We start from the raw sequence: 13,410 nt of genomic DNA on the forward strand, positions 1-13,410 counted from the left end.
CTCAGGCCACGGCGTCGGCGAGACGGGCCAGACGCGTCTCGCAGAGGAAGCGCAGATCCTTCACCGACAGGAGCGAGGGCAGCGCGCCCGTGCTTTGCATCGCGAGTGTCTCGTTCTGCAACTGGCGCAGCACGATGCGATATTCCCGTTCGGCCGGACCGGTCTCGCCTTGCTGGCGGTAGGTTTCGGCGAGCTGATAATGGGCCCGCCAGCAGCTCGGCTTGTCGTAGACCACCCGACGCAAGGCGCCGATCGCTTCCTGTGAGTCGCCGCGCAGACGCGCGCAGCGCCCGAGCAGAAGGAGCGCGTCCGACGACCAGGGGTCTTGCCCCAGCGCGCGCTGCGCGGCGGTTTCGGCACCGGCCGTGTCGCCGCGCTCGAGCAGCAGATGGGCCTGGAGTGCGAGATGCTCGGCGGCGGCATCCTCGCGATCGCAGAGCGGGGCGAGACGGCGAAGCGCCTCCTCGAAACGCTCGGAGCGGGCCGAGCTCAGGGCCTGCTCGTAAGGCTCTCGATCGACCGGGTTCCCGGCCGGCGCGCTCGGTCGGGGTGGATCCGGGCGAGCGTCGATCGAGCCCGAATCGCCTCGGCCCGTCGAGGCGGACCGCACGGCGGCGGCTCGCGGCGCGCGGGTGCTCGGGCCCGTCTGCGCCGTCGTGTCCGCGCGTACGCCTTGTCCCGGCTTCACACGCCCCGGCGAGGGCTCGACCGGGGCCTTCTCGAACAGGAAGACGCCGTCCAGCGCGATCAGGCGCATCAAGCCGAAGTCGTTGGCGAGCGTCTCCGAGGCGCCGACGATCAGATGACCTTTCGGCACGAGTAGGTCGCGTAACCGCGCCATGACCGCCTTGCGGGTCGCCGGATCGAAATAGATGGAGACGTTGCGGAAGAAGATGACGTCTTGCCCCTGCATCGCCTTTGGGAAGTCAGGCGCAAGCAGGTTCCAGGACATGAAATCGACCTGTCGCCGGATCGTCGCATCGATGCGGCGATGCGTTCCGTCGAGCGGCGAGAACCAGCGATCGCGAAGCTCCGCAGGCAGCGTCCGAAAGGCGAGCGGGCCGTATTCCGCCGCGTGGGCACGCTCGAGTGCGGCGTCGTCGACATCGCCCGCAGTGATGCGGAACAGGCGCTCGGCGAGATCGCCGTAACGCTCGCGCAAGGCGATGGCGATCGAATAGGGTTCCTCGCCGGTGGAGCACCCCAAGGAGAGTATTCGGATCGGATTGCCCTTCTCGGCTTGCGCCAGGCGCGCGGGCACGAGCCGCTCCACGAGCAGATTCAGATGGTCGGGCTCACGGTAAAAGTAGGTTTCGTTGACCGTCAGCAGACTGGTCAGACGCCCAAACTCGACCGGATCGGCAGCGACGGATTTCAGATAGGCGTCGATCGATCCCGCGGCGGTTGCCGCGATCCTACCCGCCAGGATGGACTGGAGTCGCCCGTCCGCCTCCGAGCCGAAGTGCAGCCCGAGGCGATCCTTGACGAAGGACTTGAAGGAGTGGATCGGCATCATACAATCCCGGCGCCGAGTGCTGCACGACGCCCCGCCAGCATGCAGAGCTTGCCTGCGATGAGATCGAGCGGCAGCGTCATCTGCACGCCGCCGGCGAGGATCGCCTCGCGGTTCATTCCGAAGATCACCGAAGTGGCCTCGTCTTGAGCGATGGTCGCCCCGCCTGCCTTTGCGAGCGCGAGCATCCCCTGTGCTCCGTCGCGTCCCATGCCGGTGAGGACGACGCCGATGGCATCGAGGCCGACCTCGGCCGCCACGCTGGTGAGCAACCGATCGCAGCTCGGGCGATACATGTCCGAATCCAGACGCGCTACCAGTCGGATCCGTCGTCCGGCACCGAGTGTCATGTGGGTCACCGAATCGGCCAGATAGACGTGGCCGGCCACGATCGGCTCCCCCTCGGAGGGGATGGTCACGGGCAGCGCGCAGAGTCGGCTCAACCAGTCGGCCATCGCCCCGGCGAACCCGTCGGAGATGTGCTGGGCGATCAGAACCGGGGCCGCAAAATCGGCGGGAAGGTCGGGGAGGATCCGAGCCAGGGCCTGAGGCCCGCCGGTCGAGGAGGCGATGGCGACGACGGGCGAGCCGGATCGGGGCGGGTCGGTTTGTATCCGCTCTTCACGCCGAGCCGGCGAGGCCGGGTCGGGCTTGAGGGTGAGCGCGCCGTTGCGGCGGATATGGCGGATGACGGGGATGCGCGCCAGGATACGCAGGCGCAACGCCAGTCCGGGTCCCTCGTCGAAGGTCGGCTTGCGCGCGGCCTCGAGCGCACCGCGCGCGACCGCGGCCATGGCGTTGGGTGCGTCGGCCAGGTCGGAGAGAACCAGGATTGGGACGGCGTAGCGGGCCATGATCTCCTCGATCGCCTGCATTCCGTCCATCTCGGGCATCTGAAGATCCATGGTGACGACGTCTGGCTTGAGCGCCAGGGTCCTTTCGACCGCCTCCCGGCCATCCGCGGCCTCGCCGCAGACGACCAGACCCGGCGCCGCCTCGATGAGCGCCCGGATCAGGCTTCGCGCCGAGCGGCTGTCGTCGACCACCAAGACCCGTACAGGTTGCATTGATCACTCCGTCATCAGGACCGGCTCGAGACGCCGGGATCGGCCGACGGCGTGCGTGCTCCGTCGAGTACAAACTGATCCAGGCTGCCCTTCAGGGCACCCGAGAGATCGTTCATATCCCGCGCGATATCGGCGATCCGGCGCACGGCGCCTGCGGTCTCCGAGCTGGCGGTGACGATCTCGCGCAAGGCGACCACGACCTGACCGCTGGCAGTGCGCTGTTGTTGCGTGGAGAGACTGATCTGCTGGGCGGAGGTCGAGGTCTCGCTCGCCGCCTCGACGATGGCCTGGAGGATATCCGCCGTGCTGGCCGAGTCCGCGATCCCCTCATGGATCCCGGTGGAGCCTTTCTCCGAGCTGATCACGAGCCGGTTGATCGATTCCTGGATCTCGGCGACCTTGCCGGTGATCTCTCCTGTGGATTCGGTCACCGAATCGGCCAGCCTGCGGATCTCGGCGGCGACGACGCCGAAGCGTTTTCCCGCCTCGCCCGCCGAGGATGCCTCCAAGGCGGCGTTGAAGGCGATCAGCTTGGTCTGATCCGCCACCGTATCGATGATCTGCATGATCTTGGAGATCTCCTTGGAGCGGGTGCCGAGCGCGAGGATCTCGTTCAGCGCGCTCTGATTGTCCTCGCCGATCCGTCGCATCTTCTCCACCAGGCTCTGCATGGCATCCGAGCCGCGCAGGCTGTCGTCGTAGGTCCGACCGGCGATGGTCACGACGGACTCGGAGTATTCCGCGATCTGGGTCGATGAGGCGGAGAGCTCCTCCATCGTCGAGGTGATCTCGGCCACCGAGGCCGACATCTGACTGGATGTCGCCGCCTGTCCGTCGACCGCCTGCGCGATCTCGCGCGATGCCGCGTGGACCGAGAAGGCGGTCGTCTCCACGCCCGTCACCAACGCGTTGAGATGCTCGCGCATGCCGTCGAGCGTGCGCGCGAGGTCGGCCAGCTCGTCCTTGCCGTCGATTGCGCCGCCGCCGCTCAGATCGCCGTTGGTCACACGATCGATCTCGTCGGCCAGGCTGCGGATCCGTTTGGTGATGGCACGGGCGGTGATCAGCGAGATACCGATACTGAAGAGTGCAACCAATACGCCGATGAGCATGGCCTGCATGCGGGTCTTGCCGAGGACCGTGACGTACGGGGTACGATCCATTGCGACCTCGACGACGCCGAGCGGTGTGCCCGAATAATCCGGAATCATCTCCGCATAGGCCGCCATGGGAGTCGTGCCGATCTCGATCTCGGCGACCTGGGGCTCGCCTGCAAAGGCGGCTCTCAGTGCATCCGGACCGAGGAAGGGCTGACCTTCATGGGTGCTTGCAAAGGTCTCCACCTCGCCGTCGCGCAGGATAAAGAGCGCGGCCTCCACACCGTAGCTTGCTTTGAAGTCGTCGAAGAAGGTCTGACCGAACGACATGCCGAATTCGACCGAGCCGATGTGCCGTCCATCTCGGAGCACCGGTACCACGCCACGGGCACCGAGACCCGCGACGCCGAGCTCCAACCCGCGGTGCGGCGTGCGATCGCGGTTGGTATCCACCACCGACTGGCGAAAGCTCGACAGATCGTCGCCGAACTTCTCCAGCATGTGCAGACGCAGAAAGGACATGGCAGGCGCCGTATGGAACTGGAACTGAACCGCGCCGAAGTCGCGCGCGAGGGCCTCGAACGGCGGGTGAAACTGCTCGGCGAGCCAGTCGCGATCGCCCGCTGCGAAACGCGCCTGCACCTCCGGCATCTCGGCGACCAGGACACCGAGCGCCTCCGCCAAGCGGACCTCGTCGCGGATCTGCGTCTGCACCATTGCCGCGAACTGACGCAGCTCGGACTCCTCTGCCGTGCGGCTCACGGTCTTTAGATTGTGCAGGCTCACGAGCGTGAGCGTGGTGATGGCCAGGACGATCGCGGCGCCGATCACGAGGAGGATGTTGGCCCACAGACGGATTTGCTTGAACATCTGGACGCGTCTCTCATGTGGAAGTGGGCGCCCGACGTCGGTCCGCCGCGGAAAATACGTAGCGAGTTTAGCTGAATTCAGATCGGCGACGGTGAGAACCCGCGAGCAATCCCGCGCGGTTTTTCGGCCGCGCTTTGGGTAGACTCGCGGGTTTTATTCCTCGCCCAGACTTTGGAGTCACGGCATGCACCGCACCAGCGGCATTTTGCTTCACCCGACATCGCTGCCCGGCCCCTTCGGGATCGGCGATCTCGGGCACTCGGCCCGGCGTTTCGTGGATTTTCTCGCGTCAGCGGGGCAGGGGCTGTGGCAGATGTTGCCGCTGGGGCCGACCGGTTACGGGGAGTCGCCTTATCAGTGCACCTCCGCCTTTGCGGGTAATCCGTTGTTGATCAGCCCGGAGCTCCTGGTCGACGGGGGGTGGCTCGGGCCGGAGGATCTCGAGCCCCCGGATTTCCCCCCCGATCAAGTGGATTTCCGTGCCGTCATCCCGTGGAAGCGGGCGCTGATCGCCCGCGCGGTGCATGCGTTTCAGGAGCATGCAAGCGAGACCGATCGCGAGGACTATCAGGCGTTTCGTCAGGCGCACGCCGACTGGTTGGACGACTTTGCCCTCTATCATGCGCTGAAGGTCCATCACGGTCATCGTCCCTGGACCGAGTGGCGCGCCGATCTGGCGCGGCGCGAGCCGGATGCCCTGGCGCGCTGGAGCAAGGCGCATGCACGCGAACTCGATGCCCAACGCCTGATCCAATACTTCTTCTTCACCCAGTGGTCCGGGCTGCGCGCCTACGCCAACAGCCGCGGTGTGCGCCTCATCGGCGACATGCCGATCTTCGTCGCCCATGATTCGAGCGAGGTCTGGACGCATCGGGAGTGGTTTCAGCTCGACGAGGCGGGTCACCCGACGGTCATCGCCGGTGTTCCGCCGGATTATTTCAGCGCGACCGGACAGCGTTGGGGCAATCCGCTCTACGATTGGCAGAAGGTGGCGGCGGACGGCTACAGCTTCTGGGTACAACGCCTGCGGCGGGTTCTGGAGCTGGTCGACCTGGTGCGGATCGATCACTTCCGGGGATTCGCCGGCTACTGGGAGATCCCGGCGCAGGAGGAGACCGCCGTCAACGGCCGCTGGATGCCGGGTCCCGGGATGGCGCTCTTCGACGCCTTGCGTGCGGCACTCGGCGAGGGTCTGCCGCTGATCGCCGAGGACCTCGGTGTGATTACCGAGGACGTCGAGGCCCTGCGCGACGGACTCGATCTGCCCGGAATGGCGATCCTGCAGTTCGGGTTCGAGGACACCGAGGGCGGATTCGGACGCTCATCCTTCCTGCCCCACAATCATCGTTCCAGTCTCGCCGTCTACACCGGTACTCACGACAACAACACCCTGCTCGGATGGTGGGCGCTGCGCGACCCGGCAACCCGACACAATGCGCTGCTCTATCTCAACAGCGACGGCAGCGAGATTCACTGGGATTTCATTCGAAGCGCGCTCGGCTCGGTCGCCGCGCTCGCGCTCTTCCCCATGCAGGATGTCCTGGGTCTCGGTGCCGAGGCGTGCATGAACCGACCCGGCACCTCCGAAGGCAATTGGCTCTGGCGGTATCGCGAGGAGATGTTGACGGAGCACGCAGCCGAGCGGCTGCGCGTCCTGAGTCGGATTTACGGTCGGTTGCCCTATTCGACCTGAAGGTGTCTCCCTTTAAACCGCGTCCAGAGCGACATGCGTCATGTTCATGTTGGGTTTGGCTTCGGAGATGTCCTCGACCTCGGCGAGACGCGGTTTAAAATTTAAGCTCTTTTAATGCTCTAAACCGCGCCAGCTCCGACACTCGTTGGAGCTGGCGCGGCTAAGCCGTTCCAACACATTACGCATGCCGCACCGGGCGCGGTTTAGCAGGAATGGCAGTAATACCGCGGCAATCCGGCAAGACGACAGGCCTGCTTGCAGCCCCCGTTCGGAAAGAGCCCTTCCAGGTGCTTACGCGTGCAGGGCGTATGTGGTGAAACATGCGCGCCGATGGTCTTGATGACGACCTTCGGGGACGGCGGCATCTCGTGGGTTGCGTAATAGTCGCGAAGGAAATTGATCACCGCCCAGTGACATTCGGTCAGGCTCAGACCCTCCTCTTCCGCCAAGGCCGTCGCGACCGACGGCTCCCAATCGTCGAAATAGGCCAAATGGCCTTGCTTGTTGACCTCGAGCTGCCGTCCGGCGATCTGCATGGCTGACATCGCGTGCTCCTCCACCCTGCGGGTGGTCTGGTACTGCTTTGGTGGTTTTATGCCTGTCCGATGGCTTTCGGTCCGTGTTCGGGGTCGTGTCGGATCTGTACCCTGTCCGACTAGACAATTGTCAATGCAATTTCGCCTAATCATGGACCGAAATCCGGCAGATGCAACCGGATCCAGATCAACGGGAGGTCGGATTTCGATCCGAATCGCTCGGTCAACGGCGCGCCAGGACGAGCAGATCATCGCCGCGTTGGATGCGCAGGCTCAGGATGTCTCCGGTTTGGTGCAGCACCTGTGCGACGTCGCGCAGGCTCGCGACCCGTTGGCCGTTGACCTGGAGCAGGCGATCACCCTCGCGAAGACCGGCGTTCCAAGCAGGGCTGCCGGGCTCGACGGTCCCGACGGGAAGGGCCGGAACGCCGCTGCGACGATCGAGTTCGCCGATCATGGCACCCGCCAGACCGGGCGCGACGCGACGACCCTCGACGAAGGATTGATAGGGATCGGCGATGCGTCCTTCGAGCCGCCGCGTCTTGCCTCCGCGCGAGACATCGAGCTCGACGCGTGCGCCGACCGGCAGCAAACCGAATCGGGTGCGCAGATCGTCGGCCCCTTTCACGGCGGCGCCGTTGATCGCGAGAATCACATCGCCTTCCTGAAGGCCGGCTGCCGCTGCGGCCGAGTCGGGCTCAACCGCGTTGACCACGGCCCCGTCGCGCCGCGCGATACCGAGTGCAGCGGCCAGCTCGGGCGTCAGATCCTGGATGGCGACGCCGAAGAGGCCGCGTCGCATGGCTCCGTGCTCGACGAGCTGCTCCATGACCGTCCGCGCCATATTCGCCGGGATGGCGAAACCGATCCCGATGTTCCCGCCGCCCGGTGCGAGAATCGCCGTATTGACGCCGACCAGCTCGCCACGCAGGTTCACCAGCGGACCGCCCGAGTTGCCCGGATTAATGGATGCGTCGGTCTGTATGAAGCTCTCGTAGCCCTCGATCCCGAGTCCCGAGCGACCCAGCCCGCTGACGATGCCGGAGGTCACGGTCTGGCTCAGGCCGAAGGGGTTGCCGATCGCGACCACGAAGTCGCCGACCTTGAGCGCATCCGAGTCCACCACCGGCAGGGCGGCTAGGTCTTCGGCGGGGATGCGCAGGACCGCGATGTCGGTCTCGGGGTCTGCCCCGACCAGCTCGGCGACCAGGGTGCGCCCGTCGTGCAGGGTGACCCGGATCTCGCTTGCCTTGGCGATGACGTGCTGATTGGTCAGGACCAGACCACGCTCGGCATCGACGATGATCCCCGAGCCCAGGCTGTTGCCCTCGCGCTTTCGATGCTCGGGCGGCATCTCGAAGAAGCGACGAAAGAAGGGGTCGCGCATGAGTGGATGCTCGGCCGCTTCGATGCGCGTGACGGTGGAGATGTTGACGACGGCCGGCACGGCCTGCTCGAGCATGGGGGCGAGGCTCGGCAAGGGCTGACCCGCGACCTGCAGAGGCAAGGCCGCGCGGGCACTGCCGCTCGCCAAGGCGAGCAGGATCCAGCACAAGCGGATCGAGGAGGAGATGCGCATGGGTGCGAGGGGGTGTCTTTCGGGTGTTGATCGAGGGGTCTATTTGAACCGCAAAGTCGCGAGAGACGCAAAGCCTTTGAATCGGTTGCGTGATCCCGGCTCGGGCGGGCATCCTGCTCGCGCAGGTGACGCGGATCGACTGACCGGCATGAGCCCACACACGAGCAAGCCGGGCGATCGCCCGGCTTGTTTGAAGGTCGACGAGACTCATCGACCCGGGGCGTCACGCGTTCGAGCCGCGTGACGCCTTGCCTGCGCATCAGGCAGCGGCCTGGGTCCTTTGGGTCTCGCCCTCGAGATATCGGCCCGTTTCGCCGCGAATCTCGATCTTGCGGGGCTTCATCGCCTCCGGGATCTCGCGACGCAGGTCGACATGCAGGAGCCCGTTTTCGAGCCGCGCATCCAGCACCCGGACATAGTCGGCAAGCTGGAATTTGCGCTCGAAGTTGCGGTTGGCGATCCCGCGATAGAGATATCTGGCCTGACCCTTCTCCTCGTCGTCCGCACGGGATCCCGAGACGGTCAGGATGTTTTCCTTGACCTCCATGGTGAGATCTTTATCCGTGAAGCCGGCCACCGCCATGGTGATGCGGTAGTCGTTCTCGCCGCTGACCTCGATATTATAAGGAGGGTAGCCGCCGGGCTCGGAGCGGTAGGCCGTCTCCAATGCGGACGACATCCGATCGAAGCCGATCATGGAGCGGAAGAGTGGCGAAAAGTCGATGTTTGTCATTGACATATCCTCAGTTGAGCAATATGGAAGTTGCGCGTTCGTGTGAACCGCGGTCTCTGCAGACCTCTTGCGAGCGTCTGCCTTATGTAGAGTAGAATCCAGGGTGACCGATGTCAAGGGGTGACGAGAAAAATATTATGTCAACTTAAACCGCGTCCAGAGCGAGATGCGTCGTTTTCACGTTGCGTTTGACTCTGGAGATATCCTCGCTCTTGGTGAGACGCGGTTTAAAATTTAATTTTTACAATATTCTAACCCGCGCCGGTTCCGACAGCCGTCGAAGCTGTCGCAGCCAAGCCGTTCCAACAAATGACGCATACCGCGCTGAGCGCGATTTAGATTCCGGACCCGCAGGCCGCGGTCGCCGGATGGAGAGACCCTATGAGCCTTCTGGATCGGTGTCCGTGCGGCGCCACTGTCGACTATGCGGCCTGTTGCGGTCGCTATCTGGACAGTGGGCTGTTTGCCGACACCGCCGAGGTGCTGATGCGCTCGCGCTATGTCGCCTATGTCCGGGGGCGGACGGATTATCTGTTGTGCACCTGGCATCCCTCCACGCGGCCTCGGACGCTTGAGCTCGAGGCCGAGCCGGTGCGCTGGATCGGTCTGCAGGTGCGTCGGGTCGAGGCGGGCGGCATCGGTGACCGGGACGGGATCGTCGAGTTCGTCGCACGCTACAAGATCGGCGGGCGGGCACATCGGCTCCATGAAACCAGCCGGTTCGTGCATGAGGACGGTCGGTGGTTCTATGTGAATGCGGAGGCGTGATCTTCGACGGGGGAAAGGGCGCTGCGCAAGATGCGTTGCGGTTTGGGCCCGCAAGCTCTAGCGGGGCGGGGTGCCTGGCTCCGATCTGCCCGCTACCCGCAGGGCGCTGCCGCGCTGTTTGGCCGAGGCACCTGCCGCCATGTTCTATACTGCGATGAGGTAACACGATTTCCGGCCCGATGCATGACCTGCGGGAGGTGCCGATGAACGCGTCCACAGCCGTCACGGTCGAGGGGTTCGTGACGGAGTCGCTTGCAACCCATGGCCGAGATCCGCGGCACCTGCTTCAGCATCTGATCCGCGTCCAGCAGCGTTTCTCCTATGTTCCCGACGCGGCGGTGGAAGCCTTGTCCGCCGCACTGGATGTCACCCGCACTCAGGTACGCGCAGCCATCGCTTTCTACGCCTTCCTGCATAACCGCCCGCGCGGCGCCTTCGAGATCCGGTTCAGCGACAACATCACCGACCGAATGCTGGGCAGCCGGCGTCTGATCCGTCTGTTGGTCGAGCGTCTGGGGTTGACGGGGCTACCGGCGTGGGGTCATGACCTGATCCGAGACGACGGACGCGTGAGCATCGGGCTCGCCTCCTGCACCGGGATGTGCGACCAAGGCCCCGCACTCCTGGTCAACGGCTATGCCGTGACCCACCTGGATGCGCAACGGGTCGATCGGATCGCCGATCTGGTGCAGGAGGGTATCCTGCTCGAACGGTGGCCCGGCGAGTTCTTCCGGGTCGGGAACAACATCCGTCGGCGAGGACTTCTCCTCGGCAACCCGGCGACCGACAGCGCTGCACTGCATCGGCTTGTCGACGAGGGAGCGGACGTCGCGCTTGCTGAGGTCGAGCGTTCGGGACTGCGCGGGCGCGGCGGCGCAGGCTTTACCACTGCACTCAAATGGCGCTTCTGTCGCGAGGCTCCGGGGACCGAGCGCTATGTCGTCTGCAACGCGGACGAGGGCGAGCCCGGGACCTTCAAGGATCGCGTCCTGCTGACTGACTATGCCGATTTGGTCATCGAGGGCATGACGGTCTGCGCCGGGGTCATCGGTGCCCGTCGGGGTTTCCTCTATCTGCGCGGCGAGTATCGCTACCTCTTGCCGCATCTCGAGTCGGTGCTGCAGCGCCGCCGTGCCGAAGGGTTGCTGGGCATGAGCATCCTGGGTGCCGACGGCTTCGACTTCGACATCGAGATCCACCTGGGTGCCGGCGCCTACATCTGTGGGGAGGAGTCTGCGCTGATCGAGTCACTTGAAGGCAAGCGCGGTGTCACGCGCAAGCGCCCGCCTTTCCCGGTGACCAGCGGCTTCGACGATCAGCCGACGGTGGTCAACAATGTCGAGACCTTCCTTGCCGCCGCACGGGTGGTCCGATGGGGCGGCTACTGGTTTCGCGGCGAGGGCACGGATCAGTCCGCCGGCAGCAAGATCCTTTCGGTCAGCGGAGACTGCGCACGGCCCGGCATCTATGAGTATCCGTTCGGCACGCCGGTCCATCGGGTTCTCTCCGACTGCGGGGCGGAGAATACCCAAGCGGTCCAGATCTCGGGTGCCGCGGGCGCGACCCTCTCGCCGGCGGACTTCGATCGCATCATCGCCTTCGAGGATCTCCCGACCGCAGGGTCCTTCATGGTCTTCGACGACAGCCGCGACCTGCTCGACATGGTCCGCAATTTCGCCGCCTTCTTTGCGCACGAGAGCTGCGGCTTCTGCACACCCTGTCGGGTCGGCGGGGCGCTCCTGCGCAACCTGATCGAGAAGGTCGCCGCCGGTCAGGGCTCGGAATACGACCTGAGCGAGATGCGCCGTATCGGCGCGGTGATGCGACAGGCGAGCTATTGTGGGTTGGGTCATACGGCACCCAACCATGTGCTCAACACGCTGGATAAATTCCCGCAGATCTATCGTCGGCGCTTGGCGCGCGCGTCTCACACCCCGTCCTTCGACCTGGACGCGGCCCTTTCGGAAGCACGCGCACTGACGGGGAGAGACGACGTCGGAGCCCATATCCGGGTCCAGATGCCAGATGGATCGGAGGTGTCGGCATGAGCAAGACCTTCACGCTCGACGGTCGCGAGATCCCCTTCGAGACCGGTCAGACCATCATGGATGCGGCACTCGCCGCCGCTGTCTATATCCCGCACCTATGCCACAACCCGGAGTTCGCACCGCACGGCAGTTGCCGTGTCTGCGTGGTCGATATCGGCGGGCGTCAGGTCTCGGCCTGCACCGCCGCGGCGAGCGAGGGTCTGGTGGTCGACAGCAGCTCGGAGGCCATCCAGGCGACGCGCCGGGCCATCCTGCAGATGCTTTTCGTGGAAGGCAATCACGTCTGCCCCGCCTGCGAGAAGAGCGGGGCCTGTCAGCTCCAGGCGGTGGCCTACTACACCGGGATGTTGGCACCGCACTTCACCCACTTCTTCCCGCGCCGGCCGGTCGATGCCTCGCACCCGGATGTCATCATCGACTTCAACCGCTGCATCCTCTGCGAGCTGTGCGTGCGTGCCAGCCGCGACCACGACGGCAAGCGGGTCTTCGCCATCAGCGGGCGGGGTCTGGAGAGCCATTTGGTGATCGACTCCCCCAGCGGTCTGCTGGGCGATTCCAGCTTTGCCGCGGGCGACAAGGCCGCCCATGTGTGTCCGACCGGCGCCATCCTGCCGAAGGGCCGCGGCTACGAGACCCCGATCGGCGAGCGTCTCTACGACCGCGAGCCCATCAGCATCGTCGGCGACGTGCGTGCACACGAGGAGGAGGTGGTCTGATGGCCGAGAAGCCCCGTGTCGCAACCGCGTCGCTCTGCGGCTGCTTTGGCTGCCATATGTCCCTTTTGGACATCGACGAGCGCATCCTGCAGCTGGTCGATCTGGTGACCTTCGATCGCACCCCCTTGACCGACATCAAGACACTCGGCGATTGCGACCTGGGTCTGATCGAGGGCGGGGTCGCCAATGCGGAGAATGTCGAGGTGCTGCGCGAGTTTCGGCGTCGCTGCAAGACCCTGGTCGCCGTCGGCGCCTGCGCGCTCAACGGCGGGATTCCGGCGATGCGCAACCAGTTCAGTCTCGCCGAGTGCCTGCACGAGTCCTACTGCGGCGGTATCGGGGTGCACAACCCGGGCATCCCGAACGACCCCGAGATCCCGTTGCTCCTCAACCAGGTGCATCCGATCCACGAGGTGGTTGCGATCGACTATTTTTTGCCCGGATGTCCGCCCTCGGCCGATGCGATCTGGACCTTTTTGACCGCGTTTTTGGAGGGGAGGCCGATCGCGTTTCCCTATACGGAGATTCGTTTTGATTAGAGGGTTCAGGGTGCACGTCATCTCAGCCAAGTGTCGGAAATAAGTCGAGCATCGAATCCAATCGTTGTCGTTGTCGTTGTCGTTGTCGTAATCGAGGCGTCGTTCGTCAAACCGGCCACCCAACGGATAGACGCTCGTGACATCCGCTCTGCGGTGTCACGCATGCCCCGTGGCGCTCTGCGCCACGTGCGACGATGGCCGGATTACGAGCATGGGCGGAATCGACAACGACAACGACAACGACAACGACA

General features: G+C 64.9%; 11 protein-coding genes. 5 read left to right on the forward strand and 6 right to left on the reverse strand.

The features are described 5' to 3' along the window. Position 1: 1 nt before the first annotated feature. From BDD21_RS10865 to BDD21_RS10875, 3 genes are read right to left on the reverse strand one after another with little or no spacing between them, the layout of a single operon-like run. Positions 2-1,513: a CheR family methyltransferase gene (locus BDD21_RS10865; protein WP_170164734.1), complete on the reverse strand. Its 1,512-nt coding sequence runs from the start codon at positions 1,511-1,513 to the stop codon at positions 2-4. Continuing rightward, complete coding sequence (gene cheB, locus BDD21_RS10870) at positions 1,513-2,580, reverse strand: chemotaxis-specific protein-glutamate methyltransferase CheB (protein WP_120797190.1); 1,068 nt, start codon at positions 2,578-2,580, stop codon at positions 1,513-1,515. Before cheB ends, BDD21_RS10865 begins: the two co-directional genes overlap by 1 nt. Positions 2,581-2,594: 14 nt before the next feature. After that, positions 2,595-4,547 carry a methyl-accepting chemotaxis protein gene (locus tag BDD21_RS10875; RefSeq protein ID WP_120797191.1) on the reverse strand — a complete coding sequence of 651 codons (1,953 nt, stop codon included), beginning with the start codon at positions 4,545-4,547 and terminating at the stop codon, positions 2,595-2,597. Between the two features lie 184 nt (positions 4,548-4,731). On the opposite strand from BDD21_RS10875, the gene malQ reads away from it, so the two are divergent. Then, entirely contained in the window at positions 4,732-6,240 is a 1,509-nt protein-coding gene (gene malQ, locus BDD21_RS10880; protein ID WP_120797192.1) for a 4-alpha-glucanotransferase, read from the forward strand. A 203-nt stretch (positions 6,241-6,443) separates the two neighbouring features. Here the strand turns inward: malQ and BDD21_RS10885 are convergent, their stop codons facing one another. The 3 genes from BDD21_RS10885 to BDD21_RS10895 all read right to left on the reverse strand — a co-directional run bounded on the left by BDD21_RS10885 (position 6,444) and on the right by BDD21_RS10895 (position 9,088). Continuing rightward, complete coding sequence (locus tag BDD21_RS10885) at positions 6,444-6,785, reverse strand: TusE/DsrC/DsvC family sulfur relay protein (protein ID WP_120797193.1); 342 nt, start codon at positions 6,783-6,785, stop codon at positions 6,444-6,446. A 214-nt stretch (positions 6,786-6,999) separates the two neighbouring features. Continuing rightward, positions 7,000-8,355 (reverse strand): DegQ family serine endoprotease, encoded by a 1,356-nt coding sequence (locus tag BDD21_RS10890; protein ID WP_120797194.1) that lies wholly within the window; start codon positions 8,353-8,355, stop codon positions 7,000-7,002. 259 nt (positions 8,356-8,614) lie between these two features. Continuing rightward, complete coding sequence (locus BDD21_RS10895) at positions 8,615-9,088, reverse strand: Hsp20 family protein (protein ID WP_120797195.1); 474 nt, start codon at positions 9,086-9,088, stop codon at positions 8,615-8,617. A 381-nt stretch (positions 9,089-9,469) separates the two neighbouring features. Here BDD21_RS10895 and BDD21_RS10900 point away from each other — a divergent pair, with 381 nt between their 5' ends. From BDD21_RS10900 to BDD21_RS10915, 4 genes are all read left to right on the forward strand, one after another. Continuing rightward, on the forward strand, positions 9,470-9,856 hold the full coding sequence (locus BDD21_RS10900; protein ID WP_120797196.1) for a YchJ family protein: 387 nt from the start codon (positions 9,470-9,472) through the stop codon (positions 9,854-9,856). Between the two features lie 203 nt (positions 9,857-10,059). Continuing rightward, entirely contained in the window at positions 10,060-11,904 is a 1,845-nt protein-coding gene (locus BDD21_RS10905; protein ID WP_120799860.1) for an NADH-ubiquinone oxidoreductase-F iron-sulfur binding region domain-containing protein, read from the forward strand. Continuing rightward, positions 11,901-12,620 (forward strand): 2Fe-2S iron-sulfur cluster-binding protein, encoded by a 720-nt coding sequence (locus BDD21_RS10910; RefSeq protein ID WP_120797197.1) that lies wholly within the window; start codon positions 11,901-11,903, stop codon positions 12,618-12,620. The genes BDD21_RS10905 and BDD21_RS10910 overlap by 4 nt, the downstream gene beginning before the upstream one ends. Then, a complete protein-coding gene (locus tag BDD21_RS10915) occupies positions 12,620-13,159 on the forward strand; it encodes an NADH-quinone oxidoreductase subunit B family protein (protein ID WP_120797198.1) in 540 nt (179 codons plus the stop codon). The genes BDD21_RS10910 and BDD21_RS10915 overlap by 1 nt, the downstream gene beginning before the upstream one ends. The last annotated feature ends 251 nt before the right edge of the window (positions 13,160-13,410 follow it).

Origin of the sequence: Thiocapsa rosea (genome assembly GCF_003634315.1) — a bacterium.
GTDB lineage: Bacteria > Pseudomonadota > Gammaproteobacteria > Chromatiales > Chromatiaceae > Thiocapsa > Thiocapsa rosea.

Coding starts and splice junctions, on each gene's coding strand:
- BDD21_RS10865 (WP_170164734.1), bottom strand. CDS start 1,513: ATGCCGATCCACTCCTTCAAGTCCTTCGTCAAGGATCGCCTCGGGCTG.
- cheB (WP_120797190.1), bottom strand. CDS start 2,580: ATGCAACCTGTACGGGTCTTGGTGGTCGACGACAGCCGCTCGGCGCGA.
- BDD21_RS10875 (WP_120797191.1), bottom strand. CDS start 4,547: ATGTTCAAGCAAATCCGTCTGTGGGCCAACATCCTCCTCGTGATCGGC.
- malQ (WP_120797192.1), top strand. CDS start 4,732: ATGCACCGCACCAGCGGCATTTTGCTTCACCCGACATCGCTGCCCGGC.
- BDD21_RS10885 (WP_120797193.1), bottom strand. CDS start 6,785: ATGTCAGCCATGCAGATCGCCGGACGGCAGCTCGAGGTCAACAAGCAA.
- BDD21_RS10890 (WP_120797194.1), bottom strand. CDS start 8,355: ATGCGCATCTCCTCCTCGATCCGCTTGTGCTGGATCCTGCTCGCCTTG.
- BDD21_RS10895 (WP_120797195.1), bottom strand. CDS start 9,088: ATGACAAACATCGACTTTTCGCCACTCTTCCGCTCCATGATCGGCTTC.
- BDD21_RS10900 (WP_120797196.1), top strand. CDS start 9,470: ATGAGCCTTCTGGATCGGTGTCCGTGCGGCGCCACTGTCGACTATGCG.
- BDD21_RS10905 (WP_120799860.1), top strand. CDS start 10,060: ATGAACGCGTCCACAGCCGTCACGGTCGAGGGGTTCGTGACGGAGTCG.
- BDD21_RS10910 (WP_120797197.1), top strand. CDS start 11,901: ATGAGCAAGACCTTCACGCTCGACGGTCGCGAGATCCCCTTCGAGACC.
- BDD21_RS10915 (WP_120797198.1), top strand. CDS start 12,620: ATGGCCGAGAAGCCCCGTGTCGCAACCGCGTCGCTCTGCGGCTGCTTT.